The sequence below is a fragment of the Bradyrhizobium sp. 62 genome, assembly GCF_023073035.1.
GTDB lineage: Bacteria > Pseudomonadota > Alphaproteobacteria > Rhizobiales > Xanthobacteraceae > Bradyrhizobium.
Genome location: NZ_JADPIT010000019.1, coordinates 128,004 through 148,620 on the forward strand (window position 1 = coordinate 128,004; position 20,617 = coordinate 148,620).

A 20,617-nucleotide genomic window follows, 5' to 3' on the forward strand; every position below is an offset into this window, starting at 1 on the left:
AACCTCACCGCCAGTGCAACAGCCGTGTCTCCAGCCAGTTGATCACCCGCCCCACCATCAATCCAAACATCGATAAAATCACCACGCCCGCGAGCAGCTGATCCGTCTGCATCAAATTGCCGGCCTGCAGCACGAACGCGCCGATGCCGTATTGCGCGCCGATCATCTCGGCGCTGACGACGAGCAGCAGCGCCACCGACGACGTGATGCGGAAGCCGGCGAGGATCGCGGGCAGCGCGCCCGGCCAGACCACCTTGCGCACGATGGTGGCGAACGGCACGTTGAAGCTTTGTGCCATGCGGATCAGGTTGCGCGGCACCGCGTCGACGCCGCTATAGACCGAGATCGCGGTCGAGAAGAACACCCCGAGCGCAATGGTCGCGATCTTGGGCTCTTCACCGATGCCGAGCCAGAGGATCAACAGCGGCAGCAGCGCGATTTTCGGGATCGGAAACAGCGCCGAGATGAAAGTGATGCCGACGCTGCGCGCCAGCCGCGACAGGCCGATGGCAAAGCCAACCGCGACACCGGCCGCCGTGCCGAGCAGCCAGCCGACACCGATGCGCAGGAGCGACGCGGAAAGGTGCTGCCACAGCGCACCCGAGATCGCGAGCTGGTAGATCGCACGCGCGATCGCCGATGGTGGTGGCAGGAACAGCGGATTGACGAGACCGCCGCTGCCCGCCGCCTGCCAGATCGCAATGACCAGCGCGAGCGCGATCCAGCCGCCGAAACGGCTGCTCGCCGGCACGAAGCCGGCGCCGCGAAAACGGACGCGCCGGACCACTTCATCCTTGGCAGATGTTCCCACTGGCCCGCGATCAAGCATGCTTGACCTCGCGCTCGGCATCGATCGCCTCGTTGCGGATCAGCGACCAGATCTGGTTCTGCACCGCGAGCAGCTTTTCACGGGCTGCAATTTCACCGCGCTCAGTGCGCGTCATCGGCACGCTCACGACTTCGCGAATGCGGCCAGGACGCCGCGACAGCACCACGATGCGGTCGGCAAGCCGCGCCGCCTCTTCGAGATTATGCGTGACATAGACCGCGCCCATGCCGCCATCGGCGAGCAGCCGGACGAAATCCTCCATCAGCAGTTCGCGGGTCTGCGAATCCAGCGCCGACAACGGCTCGTCCATCAGGAGAATGGCCGGCCTGACAGCAAGCGCACGCGAAATGCCGACGCGCTGGCGCATGCCGCCGGAAAGCTGCTTTGGATAGGTTTTGCGAAAATCGGTCAGGCCGGTGCGGCGCAAGGCGTCGTCGACCAGCGCGCGGCGCTGCACGGCCGAGAGCTGGGTGTGCAGCAGCGCGAATTCGACGTTCTCCTCCACATTGGCCCAGGGCAGCAGCGCGAAGTCCTGGAACACGAAGGTGAGCGGATTGAGACTGTCCGCCGGCGGCGATCCACGCAGCTCGGGCGCGCCGGACGTCGGCAGCAACAGCCCGCCCAGAATCGACAGCAGCGTGCTCTTGCCGCAGCCCGAGGGCCCTACGATCGCCACCACCTCGCCCGCGCTGACGGTGAACGAGACGTCGTCGAGCACCGCGAGTTCGCCGAAACGATGGGTGATGTGGTTGGCGATCAGGTCCATAGGCTGCGTTCTACTCTCAATCCGCCTTCACAAATTCCTTGGCTATGATCGCATTCGCGTCAAAGTCCTTGTCGGCAAAACCCTGCTCCTGGAGCCATTTGATCTGATTGTCGACGTTCTTCACATCCAGCTTGCCGTCGGGATCGATATAGGCGCAATTGCCGACCACCTGCTCGACCGGGAGGTTCGTATACTTGGCGATGATCTCCAGCAGCGGCTTTGTCTTGTCATTGATCGGCGCGACGCCGTCCTTCATCGCGGCAAGGATGACGTCGTGATATTCGCGGTCGGCTTTTGCCAAAGCGCCGAGCAGCTTCGTCACCAGCACCTTGTTGGTCAGCGTCTTCGGTGAAGCGAACACCGCGCCCAATTGCCAGGGCGTCTCGTCGCCGACCCAGCCGAGAAACTTCGCACCGCCGTCGTCCATCAGCTTTCGCGCGGTGGAGATCGGCAGCAGCGCTGCATCCACGGTCTCGCCCTTCAGCGCGGCCGCCGCATTCGACAGCGATTGCAGCGGCACGATCTTCACGTCCGCGAGCTTGAAGCCGTATTTGTCGGCAAGCAGGCCGAGCGAATAGTGAAAGGAGGAGCCGACCTGCGTCATCGCCACGCGCTTGCCCGCGAGGTCCTTCGGCGTCTTCAGGCCGCTCGCATAGGCGTTGTTGCTGGCGAAATAGCCGATCAGGGGATAGCCGGCCTTCTCGCGGCTCATGCCGCCGATCACCTTCAGCACGCCCTTGCCGGCGAGATTGTAGAGACCGGCGGTGAAGGCGGTGACGCCGAAATCGATGTCGCCGGAGGTGGTGGCCACCGCGATCGGCTGCGCCGCATCGAAGAACTTCAGCTCGACGTCGAGGCCGGCCTCGCGGAAATAGCCCTTGTCCTGCGCGATGAAGACCGGCGCGGAGGAGGATAGCCTGAGCACCCCGATCCTGGCCTTCAGCGCGTCCTCGGCTCGGGCCGTGCCCATCGCTGTGATCGCCATCAGGGCAGCTAGCGCGAGCCGCACAATTCCGGTCATTTCGTTTCCTCGCCGTCGTTATCTTGCAGTCAGTTGCAGGCCCTCGGGCACGGGCTGGTCCCGCCCGATGAAGGCGCCCTGTTGTTTCAACGTTTCCTGCAGCTTTTCAACGGGGATGTCACGCGGGATCCGGTTTCCGGAGAGCGCCAGCGCGGCGGCGGAACCGGCGGCCTCCCCCATCACGAAACAGGCACCGGAGACCCGGGCCGCCGACTGGCCCTCATGGGTCATCGAGGCGCAGCGGCCGGCGACCAGCAGATTGTCGACGCCTTCGGGCACCAGCATGCGGTAAGGCAGCTCGTTATAGCCGCGCGATTCCGGGATCGGTGGGAAGGTGAAGACGACGTCGCCGGGGACATGGGCCTCGATCGGCCAGCCATTGACCCCGATGGAATCCTCGAACGAGGCGCAGCCGAGCACGTCCTCGCCGCTAAGCTGATAGCCGCCGGTGATGCGGCGGGTTTCGCGGATGCCGAGCTGCGGCGGCAGGTCGACGATGTAGGATCTTTCAAAGCCCGGCACGGTGCGCAGGAATTCGAATGCGGCGAGCGCTTGCTTGCGGCCCTCGATCTCGCCGCGGGTGAGATCGTCAGGCTCGATGCCGTTGATGGCATGGCCGTCCTCGCGCGCCACTTGCGTGAAGTTCACCCGCCATTCGATGCCGGACTTCTGCGGCCGCACGATCGCGCTCTTGCGCGGGAATGTGTGGGTGCCGGCGGCGGTTGCCTTCTCCATCAATTGCGGGATGGTGCGCCAGGCATCGCCGGCCTTCGCGGGATCGATGCCGTTGAGACGGAGCATCATCGACGGGTACATCGGATGACCGTGCTCGTCGCCGAATTCGAACGGCGCGCCGGCCCAGACCGCAAGATCGCCGTCGCCGGAGCAATCGATGAAGATCTCCGATCGCACCGCCTGCCGGCCGGCCTTGGTCTCGACCATCAGCGCATCGATGCGGCTGTTATCACCCATCACGACGCCAGCACCGAGCGCGTGGAAAAGGATGTGCACCTTGTGGCTGGCGAGCAGCTGGTCGGCCGCGATCTTGTAGGCGGCGGTGTCGTAAGCCTGGGCGAAGACCTTGCCGAGAATCAGATGCGGCGCATTGAGGCCGTTCAAGCGATCGATCCGCGCCAGCAGCTCGGACGCCATGCCCTGCACCAGCCGGTGGGCCTCGCCGTAGACATTGCCGTGCAGGCCGCAGAAATTGGTGACGCCGGCCGCGGTGCCCATGCCACCAAGAAAGCCGTAGCGCTCGATCAGCAGCGTCTTCCGTCCCGCGCGTGCGCTTGAGGCCGCCGCCACGATGCCGGCCGGACCGCCGCCGAGCACGACCACTTCATATTCGCCATAGATCGGCACATGGCGCGCCGGTTCTTCGATGGTCATGGCCTGCATGGCGCGTTCTGCTCCCGAAATCTCTTGCTTAAGCCGACTATGAATTAACGCGTGCCGGGCTACAATCCACCAAAATAAACGATCAGCTTTCTCGATTCGCGAAAGGTGAAAAATGGACGTCCTCGTGAACCTCCAAGCCTTCCTTGCCACCGCGGACGCCGCCGGATTTTCCGCCGCGGCGAGAAAACTCAATGTCGCAACTTCGGTGGTCGCAAAGCGGGTCACCCAATTGGAGGCGCGGATCGGCACGCCGCTGTTTCATCGCTCGACGCGGCAATTGCGGCTGACCGCGGCCGGCCAGGAATATGTCCAGAGGGCGCGGAGCGTGGTCGCCGATGTCGGCGATCTCCTGTCGCGCATGGGCGAGAAAGGACATGATCTTATCGATCATTTGCGTATCAAGGCACCGACATCGCTGACCATCGCCCGGCTTGCCGATGTGTTCAGCGCGTTCCAGACCCAAAACCCGAAGCTGAAACTCGAAATCGTCTTGATCGATCGTCCCGTCGATCCGGTGACGGAAGGCTTCGATATCGCCATCGGCGCGTTCCCGCATTCGTTTGGCGGCGTGGTCGACGAACCCCTATGCCGATTGAAGCGCTTGTTATGCGCGTCGCCGGCCTATCTCGGCGCACACGGCATGCCGCGCCACCCGCGCGATCTGGTCGATCATCGTTGCCTGAGTTTTCTTCCCACTGGCCCGGACTGGGTGTTCGACGGGCCGCGCGACCGTATCACCGTTCAGGTCCGCCCGCTGTTGAGTTCGAACGAAGGCCACGTGCTCGTGAAGAGCGCGATCGCCGGCAACGGCATCGCCTTCATCTCGCACTACCTTGCGGAAGAGGCCCTACGCCAAGGCACGTTGCAGGTCGTGTTGCCGGATTTTCCAATCCCCGATTTATGGGTCAAGGCAACCATTCCCGAGCGACGGGTCCAGGCTGCAGCGGTTCAGGCGCTATTGCGCGAATTGAAGAGTTCGCTGTTGCCGGTGCTGTAAGGCCCGTTTCGTTTGCACCGGCGGCGTCGCCGATTTCTCCGAGAATTCAGGCCGCCGAGCGGATGGTGTGGAGGAAATCGTCGACGTTCGACTTCATTGAATCCGCCTGCTGCTTGAGGGCCGCCGCGACCGTAAGAGCGGCTTCAGCACCGGCGTCGGTCTCGCCCGCCACCGCGCGCACCTGACCGATTTCCTGCGTCACCGCCGTGGTGCCGTTGGCCGCCTCTTCGACGTTGCGGGCGATTTCGCCCGTTGCCGCGCCCTGCTCTTCGACCGCCGCGGCGATCGCGGTGGCGATGTCGGCCATTTCCTTGACGGTGGTGCCGAACTGCTTGATCGCCTGGACCGATTGGCCGGTCGCACTCTGGATCGTCGCGATCTGGCTGGCGATCTGCTCGGTCGCCTGCGCTGTCTGGGTGGCGAGACTCTTGACCTCGCTGGCGACGATCGCGAAGCCCCGGCCGGCGTCACCGGCGCGGGCCGCTTCGATGGTCGCGTTCAGTGCCAGCAGATTGGTCTGACTGGCGATGGCCTGAATCAATTGAATGATGGTGCCGATCTTTTCGGCTGCGTCCGAGAGCCCATGGATCAAATCGGAGGTGCGGTTGGTCTCGTCGGTCGCCCGGTTCGAGACCGCGACGGAGCGATGCACCTGGCTCGAGATTTCGCGGATCGAGGCCGCGAGCTGCTGGGTGGCGGAGGCGACGGTCTGCACGTTCATCGATGCCTGCTCGGCGCGGGTCGCGACCGCTTCGGCGAGCCCGCGACCACGCTCGGCGACCTTTGCCAACTCCTCGGCGCTGCGCCCCATGTCGTCGGCGCGACCACCGACACCGGCAATCACCCCCTGCATGCCCTGCTCGAAGCGGCCGGCAAGATCAGACATCATGCGGGCACGGTCGGCCTCGGTAGCTTCGCGCTGTGCCGTGGCTTCGCCTTCCATACGACGAACCGCCAGTGCGTTTTCGCGGAACACCTCGACGGCACGCGCCATGCGGCCGATTTCGTCGCGCGATTCGCCGCCCGGAATGGGATCATCGAGCTCGCCCGCCGCCAGCGATTGCATCCGGTCTGTCATGCCGCGAATCGGGCCGGATACGCCGGCGCCGATCAGCCATGCGAGCACCGCTCCCAGCAGCAGCGCCCCGGCCGCGGTCGCGATGACGGTCTGTTTGGTTTGATCGACCGCTGCCGAGGTCTTGTCACCCTGCTCGGCGCGCACGGTGCCGAGCTTCGCATTGATCTTGTTGACCTGATCGTCGATCGCCGCACTCGCCTTCTTCAGTTCGGCCTGCCTGGCGCGTAGATCGGCGGCAACCTTGATGACCTCTTCGAGCGCCGTCGTGTCGGCGGCGATCGCGGTCTTGAGTGCTGCGACCAGCGTCTTCAATTTGGGGGCGTCCGCCGTCGCCAGCTCAGCCTCGGTGTCTGCGATCGCCAACTGGGCGTAGGACAACGCCTGCCTGGCGTCGTCGGCATCGCCTGTCGACAAAGTGGAGCCATAGCGCATCACGGTGACGCGCAGCGCGTCGACGACGCCGGCCAGCCGCATCGGGTTGACAAGCCGTTCCGCGTCATCCGAGCGATTGGCGAGTGCAACCTGAATGCCGCTGACATTGAGACCGGCGGCCGCGCCCTGGGCGTCGGTCTTCGTGGTGGCGGCGCGCAGCCGATCCGCGGCATCCGCCGCCGCGGTGAACGACGAACGATAGGTTTCCAGCGCCGTCTTGACCGGGCCGATGCCTTCCGCGATCGCTTGCAGTTTGCCGAATTGCCGATCGGCCTGATCGGCCAGTTTGCCCACGCCGTCGATCGCCTTGGCTGCGGCATCCTTGTCGCCGACATTCCAGGTTCGGATGAATTTCTCGACTGCCGAGTTCGCTTCCAAAAGCGCGGCACGCGCCTGTGACATGCCGGCGTCGCCAGCAGCGCTGGTCACGAGGTCATTGACCGTTCCGCCGATCCGCTCGACCTGGACTACGGCAAAGCCCGCCAGCAGGACCAGAAAGCTGAGAACCAGCGCGAAACCGCCAAACACGCGCGGACGGATGCCGACCCGGGACATCATGTGCGATAATTTCATGGGGATCCCGAAATTCTTACTGGGTGGACCGGATGGTGGCGAGCAGATCCTTGCCGAACCGCTTCTCGAATTCCTGATCGAGCGGCTTGACCGCGTCGACGAACGGTTGGCGATCGAATTTCTCGATCACGTCCATGCCGCCGCTGCGCACCTGCTCGAGCGACGCGGCATCGAGCTTCGCCTGCCATGTCGCTTCCGCCCCCGCCTTTGCCTGCGCGATCAGCGTTGCCTGCTCGGCCGGAGTGAGCTGCTCGAACATGGCGCGGTTGGCAATGAATACGACCGGCGCGAAGAAGTGGCCGGTCAATGTGAGGTATTTCTGGACTTCATAGAGACGGGAGCCGGCAATGGTCGGCACCGGATTTTCCTGCCCATCGAGCCGGCCGTCCTTGAGCGCGGTATAGACCAGCGGAAATTCCATCGGGACCACTTCGGCACCGAGCGCCTTGAACGTCATCTGATAGATCGGGTTCGGGATGACACGAATCTTCAGACCCTTGATATCCTCGGGCGTGCGAACGGGCCGTTTGGAATTCGTGACGTTGCGGAAGCCCTGTCGGCCAATCGCCAGCAGGGTCAGCCCCTTATCGCCGAATTTGGCGGCGATTGCCGCGCCGGCCGGACCTTGCGCCACGGCCTTGGCGTGAGCCGTATCGCGAAACAGGAAGGGAATGTCGAACACGCCGAGTTCGGGGACGACCGCACTGACCACCGAACCCGACAGCACCGCCATATCGACGGCGCCGGACTGCGTCGCTGCGAGAATGGCGTTCTCGCTCCCGAGCGCGTTGGTGGCGCGCTGGTCGATCACGATGGGCTTGCCGGACAATGCCACCAGCTTCTGGCGAAACTCATCCGCCCCGATCTGCTGCGGGCTTCCGAGCTGGGAATTGAACGCCAGAGAGACCAGCCGAGGTGAAGCGGCAACCGGATGCAGGACCAGCAGCGTTGCCGCCGCGACGATCGATCCGGCCTTCCAAAACCCCAGAACTTCTCTGTGCATTCGACACCATGGCGTGACAATTGTCGTAACCATAATGGCCGGGAATGATTGAACTCTTAAGGATGGCCCCGCGGAATTACAGGGATTCGAATCGGTCCCGCGGACAAGATTTGGGGATGATGCACGATGCAGATCGTATCGGGCTGCCGCAGAGCGGCGCGCTCATGCCTTGCCGCCGCTCCAATTCGCCGCGCGCTTTTCGGCGAACGACGCCAGCCCTTCCGCGGCTTCCGCACTCTGTCGCTTGACCGAATGCAGGTGCACGAGCCGCTTGTAAGCGGCATCGTCGACTGCCATTCCGCCGAACGAGCTCTCCAGCGCCAGCCGCTTGGTCTCGGCCATCGCTTCAGGTCCGTTGGCAAGCAACTGCTCGACCACCTTGGCGCCGGCGGCCTCGAGATCGGCGAGCGGCACGACCTCGTGGACGAGGCCGATGCGGCGGGCGTCCTCGGCGCCGAAACGTTCACCTGTCAGCGCGTAGCGGCGGACTTGCCGTACGCCGATGGCATCGCAGAGCTGCGGAATGATGATGGCCGCGGTCAGGCCCCAGCGCACTTCGGTGATCGAGAACAGGGCGTTGTCGGCCGCGATCACGACGTCGCAGGCTGCGATCACGCCGGTGCCGCCGCCGAAGCAGCCGCCCTGGACCAGCGCAACCGTCGGGATCGGCAGCGCGTTGAGCCGCTGCACGGCCTCGAACGTCGCACGCGACGCGGCCTCGTTCGCCTCAGTCGATTGCGGCCGGACGCCGTTGATCCATTTGAGGTCGGCGCCGGCCTGGAAATGCTTGCCATTACCCCGGAGCACGACGACGCGAAGGTTGGGCTTGCTGCCGAGATCGTCCATGGCCGCAAGCACGCCCGCGATCAATGCGCCGTCATAGGCGTTGTTGACCTCCGGCCGGTTCAACGTGACGGTCGCAACCCCACGCGCATCCAGGGTCCACAGGACGGGGCTGTCGGTCATTGGTGTTCCTCCGCTCGTTTGTTTGGCGCGCACTATGACCGAGGCTCCGCACCTTGATCCATATCTTTCGAGCGTAGGGCAGCCGCGTCCATCGCATGGCGGCTTGTGTCATGCTGCCGCGGGGCGGCATCAAGGGATCAGGGACGGACATTACATGCGCATCTGCATTTTCGGCGCGGGCGCCGTCGGCAGCCATCTCGCGGTCAGGCTGGCCCGCGCCGGCCACGAGGTCTCGTGCGTGATGCGCGGCGCCCACCTGGAGGCGGTCCGGGCCAACGGCCTCAAGCTGCGCGTCGGCGATTCCGAGGTCTCCGCCAAGGTGAACGCCTCCGGCGATCCGGCCCAGCTCGGCCCACAGGACGTCGTGATCAGCACCTTGAAGGCAACCGCGCTGACCGGGCTGGTCTCCAGTCTCAAGCCGCTGCTGCAGGACAACACCGCCATCGTGTTCGCGCAGAACGGCATTCCCTGGTGGTACGGGATCGGCCTGCCGCCGCGACACCCGACTCCGCCCGACATCTCGTTCCTCGACCCGGGCGGGCGCTTGCGCGCCTGCATTCCGAAGGAGCGGATCGTCGGCGGCGTGGTCTTCTCCTCGAACGAGGTGATCGCGCCCGGTGTGGTGCAGAACCTGACGCCGGACCGCAACCGCCTGCTGATCGGCGAATGCGACGATCGCAATTGCGAGCGCATCACGACGCTGCGCGGTGTCTTCACAGACGCGAGGCTGGAATCGCCGCCGGTCGCCGAGATCCGCGAGGCGATCTGGTCAAAGCTGCTGACCAACATGTCGTTGTCGGTGCTGTGCCTGCTCACCGGCCAGACCGCGCGCGGCGTGCGCGACGATCCTGCGTTCGCCGAGGTTATCCCGCGGATGCTGAACGAGGCCAACGAGATCGCCCAGCACTTCATCCCCGAGGTCAAGCGCGTATCACGCAGCGGCCCCGCCCCCAATCACAAGCCGTCGCTGCTACAGGATTACGAGCTCGGCCGCGCCATGGAGATCGACGTCCTGGTGAAGGCGCCCCAAGCCTTCGCGCGCACCGCCGGCCTGTCCACGCCAACGCTCGACCTGATCGCCGCCCTCGCGATCCAGAAAGCGCGCGACAAAGGGCTTTATTCGTCGTGAGATTTCAGGCGAGCTTGTCGATCCAGACCACCAGCGCATCAAGCACTTCCGCAAGCGCCTCCTCATTGCTGCGGCCGGACCTTTTGAGCACCGCGAAGGAATGATCGCCGCCTTCGACCTCGTGCAGCGTCGCTTTCGGGGCAAGAGCGGCGATGACCGGCTTGAGGAGGCCGAGATCGGCGAGCCCATCGCGGGTGCCTTGCAGGAACAGCATCGGGATCTCGACACGGGCCAGGTGCTCGGCGCGCTCCGTCGACGGCTTCTTGTCGGCATGCAGGGGAAAGCCGAGGAAGGCGAGCCCTTTGACATCAGGCAGCGGCGTCTTGGACTGCGCCTGCGATGTCATGCGCCCGCCGAAGGATTTTCCGCCCGCGACGAGCTTCACACCTGGGCAGAGCCGCGCGGCTTCCTCGACCGCCGCGCGGATCGTGGCATGGGCGACCGCCGGCTGGTCGGGACGGCCCAGCTTGTTCTCCATGTAGGGAAAATTGAAGCGGAAACTCGCGATGCCGCGAGCAGCGAGCCCCTCCGCAATCTTGTCCATCGATGCGTGCCGCATCCCTGCACCGGCACCATGCGCCAGCACGTAGCAGCCGCGCGCCTTGTCCGGCTGCATCAGGATCGCGGAGACCGTGCCGATGCGCGCGATGTCGAGCTTGAGCTCTTTGGTTTTGGCAGCCACAATCAACCATTCCGACAGACGCTACTCCGGCCGCCTTGGTAGCGTCACCGGCGCAGCCTGAAAACACAATAATTGCCGCTGCCGACTGGCCTACCAAGCCGGAACACTGCATCAACCGAGGTTTCCATGTCCTACCGCTCCTCCTGGATGACCGAAGAGCTCGAAATCTTCCGCGACCAGTTCCGGAAATACCTTGCCAAGGATCTGGCCCCGCATGCCGAAAAATGGCGCGAGCAGAAGATGGTCGACCGCTTTGCCTGGCGCGGGCTCGGCGAGATGGGCGCGCTGCTGGCGAGCGTGCCGGAGGAATATGGCGGCCTCGGCGCGACCTTCGCCTATGACGCCGCCGTGCTCGACGACCTCGAAAGCACGGTACCGGAGCTGACGACCGGCGTCTCCGTGCACAGCGCCATCGTCGCGCACTACATCCTCAATTACGGCTCCGAGGAGCAGAAGAAGCGTTGGCTGCCGAAGATGGCCTCGGGCGAGATGGTCGGCGCCATCGCCATGACCGAGCCCGGCACCGGCTCGGATTTGCAGGCCGTCAAGACCACCGCCAGGAAGCAGGGCAATTCCTACGTCATCAACGGACAGAAGACTTTCATCACCAACGGCCAGGCCGCCGATCTCGTCATCGTGGTCGCGCGCACCGGCGATGTCGGCGCCAAGGGCATTTCGCTGATCGTGGTCGAAACCTCAGGAGCGGATGGATACAAGCGCGGGCGCAACCTCGACAAGATCGGCCTGCATGCCTCCGACACGTCCGAGCTGTTCTTCGACAACGTCGCGGTCCCGCCAGACAATTTGCTCGGCGGCGAGGAAGGCCAGGGCTTCGTGCAGCTGATGCAGCAATTGCCGCAGGAGCGCCTCGCGCTCGCCGTCGGCGCGGTCGCCGCGACGGAGCGCGCGATAAAACTCACCGTCGACTACACCAAGGAACGCAAGGCGTTCGGCAAGCCGCTGATGGATTTCCAGAACACCGCCTTCAAGCTCGCCGAGCGCAAGACCGAAGCGATGATCGCGCGCGTCTTCGTCGACTGGTGCATCGAGCGGCTGGTCGCCAAGGACCTCGACACCGTCACGGCGTCGATGGCGAAATATTGGTGCTCGGAGAAGCAGGTCGAGACCGCCGACGAATGCCTCCAGCTGTTCGGCGGTTACGGCTACATGCAGGAATATCCGATCTCGCGCATCTTCATCGATTCCCGCATCCAGAAGATCTATGGCGGCACGAACGAGATCATGAAGCTGTTGATCGCGAGGTCGTTGTGAGCGGGTCGCTGTAGCCGTTACTTCATCCGCTTGTCGGTGGCGATGAAGTCGATGAAGGTCCTCACCTTCGCGGAGAGGTATTTGCGGCTCGGATAGACCGCGAGCAGCTTTGCCTCGAAGATGACTTGCCCGGGCATGAGGTGTTCGAGACGTCCGCCGGCGATGTCCTCGGCGACCAGCCATTTCGGCAGGAAGGCGAGGCCCATACCTGCCAGCGCGGCCATCTGCAGCAGCCTTTCGTTGGCGCTGCGCAGCACCGAATCGAGCTTGATGGTCTCGGTGCCGTGTTCGCCCTGGAAGGAGAAGCTCTCGCCGGGATAAAGCGCGTAGTGCAGCAAAGCCTGGCCGGAGAGATCGGCGAAGGTCGCCGGGCGGCCCGCACGTTTGATGTAGGCAGGAGCGGCAACGAGATAGAACGGGACGTTGGTGATGTGCCGCGCGATCAGCGCCTCGTCGGGCGCGCCGGTCGCGCGAAGTGCGAGATCGAATCCCTCCTCGACCAGATTAACCATCCGTCCGCTGAGATCGACGTCGAGGCGCACCTCCGGATAGCGCGCCTGGTAGTCCGCCAACACACCCGCGAAGATCGTGTTTGCCATCCACACTGGCGCGGTCAGCCGCAGCGTGCCGCGCGGAACGACGGTCGCATTGCTGACGGCAGCCTCGACCTCGTCGAGCGAATCCAGCATCTGACTGGCCTGCTCGAAATAGAGCGCACCGCTTTCGCTCAGGCTGACCCGCCGGCTGGTCCGGTTGAGCAGCCGGGTCCCCAGCCGCTTCTCCAGCTGCATCACATGCTTGCTCGCCATGGCGGGGGAGATGCGCAGGCGCTGGGCTGCGGCCGCGAAGCTCTTCAGCTCGGCGACCAGGCAAAACACCCTCATACTGACCAGAGTATCCATCGAATCATCAACATTGGAGAAATGAACCCATCCCAGAACCTATATTGATCAAACAAATGGAAATTATCAAATGGTGGCAACCCCACACCCCTGGAGAACCACCATGTCTGCCACGACCTTTGAGACCGCCGCTCCCGGCCGCGCCCTTCGCATCGGGCTCTGGGCCGCACAGGTCCTTCTCGCCTTCGTCTTCGTCTCGGCCGGCCTGGTCAAGCTGCTCACGCCTATTCCCCAGCTGGCCGCGATGATGCCATTTGCGGGCGAGTATTCCGAAACGTTCGTTCGCTCCGTCGCCTTGGTCGATCTCGCCGGCGGCATCGGCATTCTGCTGCCGGCTCTGACGCGGATTCTGCCGCGACTGACGGTGCTGGCCGCGCTGGGCTGTAGCGTGCTGCAGGTCTTCGCATTCGTCTTCCATGTCTCGCGTGGCGAAGCCGCGACGACACCGCTCAATGTCGTCCTGCTCGCGCTCAGCTTGTTCGTGCTGTGGGGACGCGGCCGCAAGGCGCCGATTGCGCCGCGTCAGTTCTGAGCAGCTGGCCGCGGCAGCCATGATTCCAGCCAACGGATGGTCCCGCAGGGGCCTGCTCGCAGCCGCGTCGATCCTCACGGCTGGCGGCACAGCCGCCGCCAGGGAGGATCGTCTCACCGAGGGCGTCGTGATCCTGATCGACAGCAACGAGCCCTATGTCATGGGTCATGCGATCAGCTATTCGGCCAACCTCTCCAAGCATTTTGCCGAGAGGGGTGCGAGATTGCTGATCGAGGTCGTCGCCAACGGCAAGGGCATCGACGTCTTCCGGGCGGACAGGACTCCGCTCGTCGAGCCGCTCGCGACGCTGCGGCAGTCACTGCCCAACCTCGCCTACAGCATGTGCGCGTCGTCAAAAGCGATCGCGGAAGCCAAGGAGCAGATCTCCATTCCGCTGATATCGGGCGCGAGCCTCGTCCCGTTCGGGATCGGGCGCGTGGTCGATCTGCAACTCAAGGGCTGGGCTTATATTCATGCATGATAAGCCTCGCGCGCCCGGCACGGCGCTATCCAAGCGATCGCTCCTGATGGCCGCGCCCGCGCTCATTGCATCCCTGTGCGCAAGCCGTGCGCAAAGCGGCGACCAGTCCTGGCCTCCGGTGCTCGAGAGCGGCCGCAACCAGTTCACGGTCGTGCGGCCTCGTGCGCCGATGGCTCCGCTCCGACTTCAGGACCTCAATGGCAGGGATGTCGTTGCGACGGCAAAGCCGGGACACATCTCGCTGGTCAATTTCTGGGCGACATGGTGCGCGGCCTGCCGGCTCGATCTGCCCGCGCTCGCAAGCCTCGCGGGATCGCAGCCTAACCGGGTCGACGTTCTCGCGATCTGCACCGATACGAAGGACTTGCGAAAAATCCGCGCATTCCTCGGCGGCCTGGCCGTGCGAAACCTCGCCTGCTACGTCGACGCGTACGGCGCAATCACGGAATCATCGGCCGGGAATTTCAGGCTTGTCGGGATGCCCGTCACCTATCTGGTCGGAACGAGCGGACAGGTCGAGGGCTACATCACGGGTGCGCCCGACTGGCTCTCGCCGGCAGGCAGCCGTCTGCTGCAATTCTATCGCGAGCAGGGCTAGCACCGCTCAATTCGGATGCCACCAGCGGCCGCCGATCACGACGCCTTCGGAGACGATCTTGCGGTCACCGATCAGGTGCTCGCCGACGACGTCCTCATAGTCGAACTGGCCTTGCTTGATCGAGATCAGCGTGGCGTCGCCGACGCTGCCCGGCTTGAGGCTGCCGAGCTCGGGGCGCCGCAGCGCCATCGCGGCGTTGACGGTCGAGGTTGCGATGACGTCGGACAGCGGCATGCCCATGCACAGGAATTTCGACAGGGTCGTGACCTGGTCGAAGGCCGGGCCGTCGATGCAGAGCTGATGAATGTCGGACGAGATGGTGTCCGGATAGAAGCCGTTGGCGAGCATGGCACGTGCGGTCTTGAACGCGAACGAGCCCTTGCCGTGGCCGATGTCGAACAGCACGCCGCGCTCTCGCGCGTCGAGCACCGCCCGCTTCACCGTGCCCTGCGCGGTCGCGGGCGTGTTGGGGAAGGGCCGGAACGCGTGGGTGAGCACGTCGCCGGGGCGCAGGCGTCCCAGCACCTCCTCGTAGCTCGGCGGCGGATGGTCGATATGCGCCATCAGGGGCATGCCGACCTCGTTCGCGACTTCGAGCGCGATGTCGAGCGGCACGACGCCTGACGTCCCCGACGAGTGCAAGCCCACACGCACCTTGATGCCGACGATGAGGTCGCGGTTGGCATCGGCCACCTTGGCCGCCTCGATCGGATTCATCAGCCGCAGCTCCTCGCTCTCGCCGACCATGATCCGGTGCGAGAAGCCAAAGATGCCGGCATGCGAGACGTGCAGATAAGCGAGAATGCGGACCTCGCTCGGCTCGATCACGTGCTTGCGGAAGCCCGCGAAATTGCCGGGCCCCGCGCTGCCGGTGTCGACCGCGGTGGTAACGCCGGAGAGACGGCAGAATTCCTCGGCGTCGATGCCAAGCGAAGTGCCGCCCCAATAGACATGGGTGTGAAGATCGATCAGCCCCGGCGTCACGATGTAGCGCGACACGTCGCGCACATCCGTGCCCGGATCTGCCTTAAGCCCGCTGCCGATCGCAGCGACCTTGCCGCCGGCAAAGGCGACATCGGTCACGGCATCGAGCTTCTGGGACGGGTCGACCACACGGCCACCGCGCAGGATCAAGTCGAAAGGCATTCTCGTCTCCGGATGGGGCAGTGAGGCGGGCCGGCAGTCAGTCCGGGCCAGGAAGGACGCTTCGCGCTTCTAGCAATTTTTGCGCCGACAAGCGTGGCAAGCGCGACGATTGCTCACTGAAAAACTGGCGATCCCGGCATGACTCGAACATGCGACCTACGGTTTAGGAAACCGTCGCTCTATCCGGCTGAGCTACGGGACCGCGGAACCCGCAGAGCGGGTTACCGGGGCTTCATATCAAAGCGGAGGCGGGATCGGAAGCCCTCACCTCGATCAATGCAAACGCCAGCCGGACAGCCTCACGCCCGGATATTGTTGTCCTTCACCACTTTGCCCCAAGTGGCGACCTGCTTGTCGAAGAAAGTCTTGAAGGCGGGACCATCCTCGAGCAGCAGCGTCATCTGCTGCGTTTCCTTGAGCTGGGCGGCGGTCGCGGGCTCGCTCAGGATCTCCTTGGATGCCGTCGCGAGGCCGGCGACGATGTCCGGCGGCGTGCCCGTGGGCGCGAAGATGCCCCACCAGGCCAGCGTCTCGAAATCCGGGAAGCCTGCCTCGATCGCGGTCGGCGTATCCGGCAGGCCGGGCAGCCGCTCGCGGCCGAGTTGCAGGATCGGGCGCAGCATGTTGGTGCCGAGCTGGGCTGCGACCAGCGCCGCCGATCCCGCGATCAGATCGACATGGCCACCGAGCACGTCGTTCATCGCGGGGCCACCGCCGCGATAGGGCACGTGCATGATCTCGACGCCGGCCTTGTTGCCGAGCACGGTCATGGCGAGATGGCCGAGCGTGCCGATGCCGACGGAGGCATATTTCACCGCGCCGGGCGTCGCCTTGCAGGCCGCCACCACGTCGGCAAAGCTCTTGTAGGGACGGCCCGCACCGGCCGCGATCACATATGGCGCGGTGCCGACCAGCAACACCGGCATCAGCTCGCGCTCGACATCGACGGGCGGCTTGTCGAGGATGGAGGGGATCACCGCGTGGGAATCGAAGGTGACCAGGAACGTCGAGCCATCAGGCGGGCTCTTGGCGACCTGCGCCGCACCGAGCGCGCCGGCGGCGCCCGACTTGTTCTCGACGATGACGATGCGGCTGAGCTTGGTTTGCAGATGACTCTGGAGTAGCCGCGCCATCGCATCGGTCGATCCGCCCGGCGGAAACGGCACCACCAGCGTGATTTTTGAAGCCTGCGCCAACGCCGGCGTCATCGCGAGAATAGCCGGCGCTGCGAGCAGCGTCCGTCGTGTGATCGTCATGGTATCCCTCCCCTGTTTTCTCGCGCCCGGCTTTTGCTCTTGGCGCTTTAGGTCGTTCCGAAACCGGATCCCGCTTTTCTGTATTCTGGCCGCGGCGGACTGAAGATGTCCAGCACGCGAGCGCCGTCGGGGCCCGCGCGCATGGTGTGCGGCACATTGCCGGGCGTGCGCCAGAAGTCGCCCTTCTTCACGGCAATCTCCTCATCGCCCTGCACACGGATGGCGGAGCCGTCGAGCAGCACGCCCCATTGCTCCTCGGGATGATGGTGCAGCGTGCCTTGCGCATGCGGCGCCAGGATCACCACCGACAGCATCGCCTGCTCGCCCGAAAAAATGCGCGTGGTCACCCCTGCCGCGAGCTCGCGAAACAGCCCGGCGCCGGTATCGTCGAGATTGTGGAATTCCTCTTTCTGGCTCACGCCATCCTCCCCTTCTTTTTCTCTGATCAGGATTTGCCATACGAGCCCTGATAACGGCCCTCGCGGATCGCCTTCAGCGTCTCCTCCTCGCGCGCGACCTGGGCGCGCACGGCGTCCAGCAGCGCCGCGGCACCGGCGGCGGCAAACGACACCACGCCGTCCTCGTCGCCGACGACGATGTCGCCGGGCGAGATCACGCTGCCGCCGATCGAAACAGGCACGTTGATCTCGCCGGGGCCGTTCTTGTAGGGGCCGCGGTGGATCACCGCGCGGGCGTAGCAGGGAAAGTCATCGGCCGCGAACGCCGCGACGTCGCGGATCGCGCCGTCGATGACATAGCCTTCGGCTTTGCGCCATTGCGCGATATTCTTCATGATCTCACCGACCAGCGCACGGGTCTCGTCGCCGCCGCCATCGACCACAATGACGTCGCCGGGGCCCACCAACTCGAGCGCGCGATGGATGGCGAGATTGTCGCCAGGACGGGTGCGGACCGTGAAGGCCGTGCCCACCAGCTTGGCGCCGCGATGATAGGGTTTTAGCCCCACTGCGCCCGGCAGCCGGCCGAGATTGTCCGAAATGACCGAGGTCGGCGCGCCGCGAAAACCCTCGATGATCTCGGCCGGCGGCTTCGGCACGGCGTTCGCAGCGATGGTGATGGTCATGTCCCAAAATCCTTCCGTAATTGTCTTTACTCGGCGTGCGCTCTTTACTCTGCGTCCACCCGCGCCTTCGCCGGCCAAACCCGGAACGCGCGCCCCTCCTTCATCCACGCCGCGCGCTCGTCGCGCAACAGGGTGCGGCGAACTTTACCGGAATCGTCGCGCGGCGGGGCCGTGACGATCTCGAAGCTCTCCGGATGCTTGTAGCGGCTGAGCCGGTCCTTGAGGAAATCCGCCATGCCGTCGGCGATGGCCTGACCGACCGCATCGCCCTCCGGCTCGATGATGGCGTGCACGCGCTGGCCCAATTCCGGATCGGGCAATCCCACCACCACGCAGGAGCGCACGCCCGGACAGGCGGAGACGGCAGCCTCGACCTCGGCGGGATAGATGTTGGCGCCGCCGCGCAGCACCATGTCGGCGAGGCGGTCACCGAGATACAGATAGCCTTCCGCATCGAGCCTGCCGATATCACCCAGCGATTCCCAGCCGTCCGCGCGGCGCTTCGGCTCGGCGCCGAGATAGTGATAGGTGGCATCCTTGCCGTCATTGTTGAGGAAGTAGATCTCGCCGGTCTCGCCCGGCGCAACGTCGTTGCCGTCCTCGCCGATGATGCGCAAGCGCGCCATCTCGCCGATCTTGCCGACCGAGCCCTTGTGCGTCAGCCATTCCGTGCCGGAGATGATGCAGGAGCCCTGCCGCTCGGTACCGCCATAGAGCTCCCAGATTCGCTCGGGCCCGAGCCAGGCGATCCAGTTCTCCTTCAGCCAGGGTGGCATCGGAGCGGCCATGTGGAAGACGGTTTGCAGGCTCGACAGGTCATAGGCGTTGCGCACGTGCTCCGGCAGCGCCCAGATCCGATGCATCATGGTGGGCACGAAATTGACCCATTGCACGCGCTCGCGCGCGATTTGCCGCAGCGCCTCCTCGGCATCGAACTTGACGAGGCCGGTGAGCTGGCCGCCGGTGAACAGCGCGTAATGCGACACGATGAACGGCGCATTGTGATAGAGCGGACCGGGATTGAGCAGCGAGACCGCAAAGGGGATGTTGAGCGGCGGCGGGGCGACCGCGTCGGTCACCGCCGGCTGGTGATCGAGGATCACCTTCGGGCGGCCGGTCGATCCGCCGCTGGTCATCGCTTTCCAATAGCGCGCCACCGGTGCGGTGAGCGGCTCGTCCGAAAACCCTTCCGGCACGAAATCCGCGGGCAGACGGTTCGGCGCGTTCCAGTCGGCTTCGCCGCCGACCACCAGCGCCGGCTTCAAGATGTCGAGCACCGCGGCGGCTTCGCCGCGCGGCAGCCGCCATGACAGCGAGGTCGGCGTCGCCCCGCATTTCCACACCGCAAACGAGGTCTCGAAGAACGCATTGCCGTTCGGCAAACCGATCGCGACGAAGTCGCCGGGCCTGACGCCTTTGGCCATGAACGCCCGCGCGCGCCGATTGGCGCCGCGCTCCAGCGCGTCCCATGTCAGCGTATCCTGCCCGTGACGGACGGCGATCGTGCCTTGCGGTTTGCGCTCGGCGTACCAGCGCGGCACATCGGACAGGGGCAGCAGCATCAGGCGTTTCCACTTCGTTTTCTTGGCGTCGCCAATGAGGCGACCGCAGGATGAAGTGACGCTGTGACTCCTGCGCCACGTCAAGCAAAAAATGTCAGCATCGCAGTCATGAAATTCCCGGGTTCCATGGGTGACAAGCCGGCCATAAAGGGGCAAAAATCAGCCCGACTCAGTTCGGGTTGAGTTTTGCAAGGAATGCTCTCGTAGAATGTCGGACGTAGTTGCATCGCGTCGTGCGGCGCTTGTGGTTGCCGCAGCAGGATTTTTCCTGCTGGCGCCGTCGCATGCCCAGGCACAATGGTGGAAGCGCGCGCCTGTTGACTTCGAGGCCTGCGCCGACGCCGCCGAAAAAGCCACGACCAAATCCGAGAAGACGGCTGCGCTTGCCGACTGCAACGCCAAATTCGCCGGCCGGCGCAAGGCAGGCGGCGGCTATTCCTATTACGATTTCCTCCAGGACCGCACCTTCGATATCGCCGGCCCCAATCCGACGCCGGAGGAGCAGAAGAAGATCGACGAAGCCTACACCGCCTATCTCGCCAATCAGCGCCGCAGCAATGAAGCCGCGCAGGCCACCGCGCGCCAGCAGCGCGAGCAGCAGGAACAACAGGTGCAGCAGCTCCAGCGGGTCGCGTTGCGAACCGAGGTCGAGCGCGTGCCGGTGCCGGTCGAGCGGCCGAAAGTCCAGCAGGCCGCCATCGGCGACGCGCGGCCGCGGCCGAAGGGCGCGCCCTGCACCAAGGGCTCGTTCTCCTGCGAATGGCCGCGGCTGTCGGATGGTTTGAACGACATCAAGAAGCTGTTCAGCCCGACGCCGAGCAAGCCCGCTAAGAAGGGCTGAGTCACCGCCGTCATTGCGAGCGCAGAAGCAATCCAGGGTCTTTCCGCGTGGGGATTCTGGATTGCTTCG

21 protein-coding genes and 1 tRNA gene are annotated in these 20,617 nt (G+C 64.8%); 7 read left to right on the forward strand and 15 right to left on the reverse strand.

Features of this window, described 5'->3' with window-relative positions; genetic code table 11:
* Positions 1-4 precede the first annotated feature (4 nt).
* Genes IVB47_RS22265 through IVB47_RS22280 form a run of 4 tightly spaced genes read right to left on the reverse strand, consistent with a single transcriptional unit; the run spans position 5 to position 4,014 of the window.
* Positions 5-829, reverse strand: coding sequence for an ABC transporter permease (locus IVB47_RS22265; protein WP_247464300.1), 825 nt, complete (start codon positions 827-829; stop codon positions 5-7).
* Positions 822-1,595, reverse strand: coding sequence for an ATP-binding cassette domain-containing protein (locus IVB47_RS22270; RefSeq protein WP_247464303.1), 774 nt, complete (start codon positions 1,593-1,595; stop codon positions 822-824). Before IVB47_RS22270 ends, IVB47_RS22265 begins: the two co-directional genes overlap by 8 nt.
* A 16-nt stretch (positions 1,596-1,611) precedes the next feature.
* On the reverse strand, positions 1,612-2,616 hold the full coding sequence (locus tag IVB47_RS22275) for an ABC transporter substrate-binding protein (protein ID WP_247464306.1): 1,005 nt from the start codon (positions 2,614-2,616) through the stop codon (positions 1,612-1,614).
* A gap of 18 nt (positions 2,617-2,634) precedes the next feature.
* A complete protein-coding gene (locus tag IVB47_RS22280) occupies positions 2,635-4,014 on the reverse strand; it encodes an FAD-dependent oxidoreductase (protein ID WP_247464307.1) in 1,380 nt (459 codons plus the stop codon).
* Between the two features lie 112 nt (positions 4,015-4,126).
* Between IVB47_RS22280 and IVB47_RS22290 the strand changes: the two genes are divergently transcribed.
* On the forward strand, positions 4,127-5,011 hold the full coding sequence (locus IVB47_RS22290; protein WP_249806803.1) for a LysR family transcriptional regulator: 885 nt from the start codon (positions 4,127-4,129) through the stop codon (positions 5,009-5,011).
* 46 nt (positions 5,012-5,057) lie between these two features.
* On the opposite strand, the gene IVB47_RS22295 is transcribed toward IVB47_RS22290, so the two are convergent.
* The 3 genes from IVB47_RS22295 to IVB47_RS22305 all read right to left on the reverse strand — a co-directional run bounded on the left by IVB47_RS22295 (position 5,058) and on the right by IVB47_RS22305 (position 9,063).
* Positions 5,058-7,094 (reverse strand): HAMP domain-containing methyl-accepting chemotaxis protein, encoded by a 2,037-nt coding sequence (locus IVB47_RS22295; RefSeq protein WP_247464309.1) that lies wholly within the window; start codon positions 7,092-7,094, stop codon positions 5,058-5,060.
* Positions 7,095-7,110: 16 nt separating this feature from the next.
* Entirely contained in the window at positions 7,111-8,097 is a 987-nt protein-coding gene (locus IVB47_RS22300) for a TRAP transporter substrate-binding protein (RefSeq protein WP_247464312.1), read from the reverse strand.
* A 162-nt stretch (positions 8,098-8,259) separates the two neighbouring features.
* Entirely contained in the window at positions 8,260-9,063 is an 804-nt protein-coding gene (locus IVB47_RS22305) for an enoyl-CoA hydratase-related protein (RefSeq protein ID WP_247464315.1), read from the reverse strand.
* Between the two features lie 154 nt (positions 9,064-9,217).
* On the opposite strand from IVB47_RS22305, the gene IVB47_RS22310 reads away from it, so the two are divergent.
* Positions 9,218-10,192 (forward strand): ketopantoate reductase family protein, encoded by a 975-nt coding sequence (locus tag IVB47_RS22310; RefSeq protein ID WP_247464318.1) that lies wholly within the window; start codon positions 9,218-9,220, stop codon positions 10,190-10,192.
* Between the two features lie 4 nt (positions 10,193-10,196).
* On the opposite strand, the gene IVB47_RS22315 is transcribed toward IVB47_RS22310, so the two are convergent.
* Positions 10,197-10,874 (reverse strand): alpha/beta family hydrolase, encoded by a 678-nt coding sequence (locus IVB47_RS22315; protein WP_247464321.1) that lies wholly within the window; start codon positions 10,872-10,874, stop codon positions 10,197-10,199.
* A 126-nt stretch (positions 10,875-11,000) separates the two neighbouring features.
* Here IVB47_RS22315 and IVB47_RS22320 point away from each other — a divergent pair, with 126 nt between their 5' ends.
* Positions 11,001-12,146 (forward strand): acyl-CoA dehydrogenase family protein, encoded by a 1,146-nt coding sequence (locus IVB47_RS22320; RefSeq protein WP_247464326.1) that lies wholly within the window; start codon positions 11,001-11,003, stop codon positions 12,144-12,146.
* 17 nt (positions 12,147-12,163) lie between these two features.
* Here IVB47_RS22320 and IVB47_RS22325 read toward each other — a convergent pair whose 3' ends face one another.
* On the reverse strand, positions 12,164-13,048 hold the full coding sequence (locus tag IVB47_RS22325; RefSeq protein ID WP_247464330.1) for a LysR family transcriptional regulator: 885 nt from the start codon (positions 13,046-13,048) through the stop codon (positions 12,164-12,166).
* Positions 13,049-13,151: 103 nt separating this feature from the next.
* Here IVB47_RS22325 and IVB47_RS22330 point away from each other — a divergent pair, with 103 nt between their 5' ends.
* The 3 genes from IVB47_RS22330 to IVB47_RS22340 are packed head-to-tail and all read left to right on the forward strand — an operon-like array spanning position 13,152 to position 14,659.
* The gene (locus IVB47_RS22330) at positions 13,152-13,580 is read left to right on the forward strand and encodes a DoxX family protein (protein ID WP_247464333.1); all 429 of its coding nucleotides are present in this window, start codon (positions 13,152-13,154) and stop codon (positions 13,578-13,580) included.
* Between the two features lie 19 nt (positions 13,581-13,599).
* Complete coding sequence (locus IVB47_RS22335) at positions 13,600-14,061, forward strand: hypothetical protein (protein WP_247283076.1); 462 nt, start codon at positions 13,600-13,602, stop codon at positions 14,059-14,061.
* Positions 14,054-14,659 carry a TlpA disulfide reductase family protein gene (locus tag IVB47_RS22340; protein WP_247283074.1) on the forward strand — a complete coding sequence of 202 codons (606 nt, stop codon included), beginning with the start codon at positions 14,054-14,056 and terminating at the stop codon, positions 14,657-14,659. Before IVB47_RS22335 ends, IVB47_RS22340 begins: the two co-directional genes overlap by 8 nt.
* A gap of 6 nt (positions 14,660-14,665) precedes the next feature.
* Here IVB47_RS22340 and IVB47_RS22345 read toward each other — a convergent pair whose 3' ends face one another.
* The 6 genes from IVB47_RS22345 to IVB47_RS22370 all read right to left on the reverse strand — a co-directional run bounded on the left by IVB47_RS22345 (position 14,666) and on the right by IVB47_RS22370 (position 19,707).
* Positions 14,666-15,805, reverse strand: a complete 1,140-nt coding sequence (locus IVB47_RS22345) for an amidohydrolase/deacetylase family metallohydrolase (protein ID WP_247464335.1) — start codon at positions 15,803-15,805, stop codon at positions 14,666-14,668.
* A 125-nt stretch (positions 15,806-15,930) separates the two neighbouring features.
* A tRNA-Arg gene (locus IVB47_RS22350) sits at positions 15,931-16,007 on the reverse strand.
* A 97-nt stretch (positions 16,008-16,104) separates the two neighbouring features.
* Complete coding sequence (locus IVB47_RS22355; protein ID WP_247464338.1) at positions 16,105-17,061, reverse strand: tripartite tricarboxylate transporter substrate-binding protein; 957 nt, start codon at positions 17,059-17,061, stop codon at positions 16,105-16,107.
* Between the two features lie 47 nt (positions 17,062-17,108).
* The gene (locus tag IVB47_RS22360) at positions 17,109-17,480 is read right to left on the reverse strand and encodes a dimethylsulfonioproprionate lyase family protein (RefSeq protein WP_247464342.1); all 372 of its coding nucleotides are present in this window, start codon (positions 17,478-17,480) and stop codon (positions 17,109-17,111) included.
* Positions 17,481-17,506: 26 nt separating this feature from the next.
* Entirely contained in the window at positions 17,507-18,145 is a 639-nt protein-coding gene (locus tag IVB47_RS22365) for an RraA family protein (RefSeq protein WP_007604635.1), read from the reverse strand.
* 44 nt (positions 18,146-18,189) lie between these two features.
* On the reverse strand, positions 18,190-19,707 hold the full coding sequence (locus IVB47_RS22370; protein ID WP_247464344.1) for an AMP-binding protein: 1,518 nt from the start codon (positions 19,705-19,707) through the stop codon (positions 18,190-18,192).
* A gap of 208 nt (positions 19,708-19,915) precedes the next feature.
* On the opposite strand from IVB47_RS22370, the gene IVB47_RS22375 reads away from it, so the two are divergent.
* Positions 19,916-20,548, forward strand: coding sequence for a hypothetical protein (locus IVB47_RS22375; RefSeq protein ID WP_007599309.1), 633 nt, complete (start codon positions 19,916-19,918; stop codon positions 20,546-20,548).
* The last annotated feature ends 69 nt before the right edge of the window (positions 20,549-20,617 follow it).

What these genes read in the sequence shown, in the direction of transcription:
- IVB47_RS22270 (WP_247464303.1), bottom strand. Translation starts at nt 1,595, where the DNA reads ATGGACCTGATCGCCAACCACATCACCCATCGTTTCGGCGAACTCGCG.
- IVB47_RS22265 (WP_247464300.1), bottom strand. Translation starts at nt 829, where the DNA reads ATGCTTGATCGCGGGCCAGTGGGAACATCTGCCAAGGATGAAGTGGTC.
- IVB47_RS22325 (WP_247464330.1), bottom strand. Translation starts at nt 13,048, where the DNA reads ATGGATACTCTGGTCAGTATGAGGGTGTTTTGCCTGGTCGCCGAGCTG.
- IVB47_RS22370 (WP_247464344.1), bottom strand. Translation starts at nt 19,707, where the DNA reads ATGCTGCTGCCCCTGTCCGATGTGCCGCGCTGGTACGCCGAGCGCAAA.
- IVB47_RS22330 (WP_247464333.1), top strand. Translation starts at nt 13,152, where the DNA reads ATGTCTGCCACGACCTTTGAGACCGCCGCTCCCGGCCGCGCCCTTCGC.
- IVB47_RS22275 (WP_247464306.1), bottom strand. Translation starts at nt 2,616, where the DNA reads ATGACCGGAATTGTGCGGCTCGCGCTAGCTGCCCTGATGGCGATCACA.
- IVB47_RS22375 (WP_007599309.1), top strand. Translation starts at nt 19,916, where the DNA reads ATGTCGGACGTAGTTGCATCGCGTCGTGCGGCGCTTGTGGTTGCCGCA.
- IVB47_RS22280 (WP_247464307.1), bottom strand. Translation starts at nt 4,014, where the DNA reads ATGCAGGCCATGACCATCGAAGAACCGGCGCGCCATGTGCCGATCTAT.
- IVB47_RS22305 (WP_247464315.1), bottom strand. Translation starts at nt 9,063, where the DNA reads ATGACCGACAGCCCCGTCCTGTGGACCCTGGATGCGCGTGGGGTTGCG.
- IVB47_RS22345 (WP_247464335.1), bottom strand. Translation starts at nt 15,805, where the DNA reads ATGCCTTTCGACTTGATCCTGCGCGGTGGCCGTGTGGTCGACCCGTCC.
- IVB47_RS22290 (WP_249806803.1), top strand. Translation starts at nt 4,127, where the DNA reads ATGGACGTCCTCGTGAACCTCCAAGCCTTCCTTGCCACCGCGGACGCC.
- IVB47_RS22300 (WP_247464312.1), bottom strand. Translation starts at nt 8,097, where the DNA reads ATGCACAGAGAAGTTCTGGGGTTTTGGAAGGCCGGATCGATCGTCGCG.
- IVB47_RS22310 (WP_247464318.1), top strand. Translation starts at nt 9,218, where the DNA reads ATGCGCATCTGCATTTTCGGCGCGGGCGCCGTCGGCAGCCATCTCGCG.
- IVB47_RS22335 (WP_247283076.1), top strand. Translation starts at nt 13,600, where the DNA reads ATGATTCCAGCCAACGGATGGTCCCGCAGGGGCCTGCTCGCAGCCGCG.
- IVB47_RS22365 (WP_007604635.1), bottom strand. Translation starts at nt 18,145, where the DNA reads ATGACCATCACCATCGCTGCGAACGCCGTGCCGAAGCCGCCGGCCGAG.
- IVB47_RS22295 (WP_247464309.1), bottom strand. Translation starts at nt 7,094, where the DNA reads ATGAAATTATCGCACATGATGTCCCGGGTCGGCATCCGTCCGCGCGTG.
- IVB47_RS22340 (WP_247283074.1), top strand. Translation starts at nt 14,054, where the DNA reads ATGCATGATAAGCCTCGCGCGCCCGGCACGGCGCTATCCAAGCGATCG.
- IVB47_RS22355 (WP_247464338.1), bottom strand. Translation starts at nt 17,061, where the DNA reads ATGACGATCACACGACGGACGCTGCTCGCAGCGCCGGCTATTCTCGCG.
- IVB47_RS22320 (WP_247464326.1), top strand. Translation starts at nt 11,001, where the DNA reads ATGTCCTACCGCTCCTCCTGGATGACCGAAGAGCTCGAAATCTTCCGC.